The organism is Armatimonas sp. (assembly GCF_043760365.1).
GTDB lineage: Bacteria > Armatimonadota > Armatimonadia > Armatimonadales > Armatimonadaceae > Armatimonas.
Genome location: NZ_JAYUPA010000355.1, coordinates 1 through 1843 on the forward strand (window position 1 = coordinate 1; position 1843 = coordinate 1843).

General features: G+C 57.8%; 4 protein-coding genes. All 4 read right to left on the reverse strand.

Features of this window, described 5'->3' with window-relative positions:
- On the reverse strand, positions 1-519 hold a 519-nt coding region (locus ACH2EH_RS08595; RefSeq protein WP_395140784.1), incomplete at its 3' end, for a hypothetical protein.
- A gap of 226 nt (positions 520-745) precedes the next feature.
- On the reverse strand, positions 746-1087 hold the full coding sequence (locus ACH2EH_RS08600) for a hypothetical protein (protein ID WP_395140786.1): 342 nt from the start codon (positions 1085-1087) through the stop codon (positions 746-748).
- A 34-nt stretch (positions 1088-1121) separates the two neighbouring features.
- The gene (locus ACH2EH_RS08605) at positions 1122-1382 is read right to left on the reverse strand and encodes a hypothetical protein (RefSeq protein ID WP_395140788.1); all 261 of its coding nucleotides are present in this window, start codon (positions 1380-1382) and stop codon (positions 1122-1124) included.
- A gap of 103 nt (positions 1383-1485) precedes the next feature.
- Positions 1486-1843: hypothetical protein (locus ACH2EH_RS08610; RefSeq protein WP_395140790.1), on the reverse strand; the 358-nt coding region annotated here is incomplete at its 5' end.

Here is a 1843-nt window from a genome sequence, read left to right on the forward strand (position 1 = left end):
AGCCTGCCCGGCGGCAGTGTAGCTGGCCTTGGCCTGGGTGAGGAGCTTCTCGGTATCCACAGGAATCGTTCCCACCACGCCCAGTGCCTGGCGCTCCGCTTGCCCCCGGAACTCGGCGCGTGTGGTCTCTCGGAAGTGGACATAGCGGTCGTAGGCGGCTCTGCGCCCCTCGGTCACGGCAAGATTTGCTGCCGTCTCCTCGCCGATTGCGGTCTGCCGCGCGGTAAACGAGTTCTGTGCTGTGCTCTGAAGCCCCAGCCCGGCATTGAGCTTTGCAGTGTCGTAGCGTCGGGGAAGGAGGGCAAGAATCTCGGGGGTCGCCAGAATGGTCTCGATAGTGACGCGACTCTGGGAGATAAAGTTCGCCAGCTCCACATCTTGCTCGGCAGGCGTCGGACGTTTCTTCTTGGTCTTGGCGCTCTCTTCGGTGCTCAGGGCTCTCTCCGTGGCACTCATCGCGCTCTTGTCACTGCTTGGCATCTCCTCATTGGTGCCTATCGTGTTCTCTTGACTGCTCATCTACGGTTCTCCTGCGTACTTAGGACGCGATCAGTGCTGCCTCTACCCCTCTCCTGGCGGCTCATCGTGGCCTCGGCAACAGTCATTGGCCCTTTCCTCAGAACCCCGGAGTCTTTCCCCCGTGCTCCTGAGCCGCTCAGTATTGCTTAGGACACGGACACCGGAAATTTAGTTGCACCCCGCACACCCAGTGTCCGTTGAAGCTCGGACGAAGTAGTAAACCGACTTATTGATTCCCCATGATACGACGGGCTTCATCCTTGTTTAGAGGCTTCTTATATCCAGAGCGGACGCAGACGACCACGACAAGAGGCCCATCGTCTGCGTCCTCAATCCGATAGATCAGATGGAAGCGAGAGCGCAGCACTAGCCGCCGCACCTCGAACCCCAGCACCTTAGACTCAGAGCGTCGGATCGTGTGGCGGTCGGGGAGCGTTGCCAATGTCGCGGTATGGGCATAGAAGTCGTTATAAAGCGCCAGCCCTGCCGCTTGGTCTCCGGTGAACTCGAAGAGGCCATGTGCTTCCTCAATCATGTTCTCCTCCGCCTCTTTCGAAAAGCGGATCATGTACCGACGTAGACTAGGGTACTCGTCGCCAGAATCAGGCACGTGGAGCACTCATCCGGGCGAGAAGTTCCTCACGCCCTCTGGTGTAAGCGTCCTCGAAGCTTGAGGTACGTCCCGCGGCGATGTCGTCGAGGCCACGCTTCAGTCTTCCAAGGGTCTCCTCGTCTATCTGCTCGTCCCCCATCCCAAAGGCATCAAGTACGATAGCACGAACCTGCGCCATGCCCTCAGGAGTGGCAGCTAGGGCAACCAGCTCAACAGGCGGCGAATCAATAGTGATGGTCAATGCACTCATTTTGTTTTGTGTTCCTTCTTCCAATCATATCCAGAACAAAACTGTGGTGCCAGTGTGCTCTTCCTAAGAGTCCTCGTTGCCCGAATCTCTGCCCTTGAGCACATCACTTGCGGCTTGTGTCCGCCTCGTATCCGAACTCGCGCTTGAGTAGCTCGGCAGTGCGCTTTCGCCGGGCTTCGGAGTCCCAGGGAGCGACTTTGATGGTTCCTGCTTCGATGCCGTCGCACATAGCTTGTAGCTCGTCGGCGAACTCCTTGGTAATCCCCGGCTCAGCGACAACGTTTTCTTCCGCCTCGTCGAGCAGCTCATCGAGTGCCTCCAGGGGAGAGATTCCTCGCGAGGTCGCAAAGCGAATCAGGCGGGCTTCTGTCTCGGGTCTCTCTATAGTCAGTGTCATGTTTTTATTTCCTTTTTCTTTCGCTACGCTTGTTTCCCGCTTTTGCGTCTGTGCTCGTTGAAGG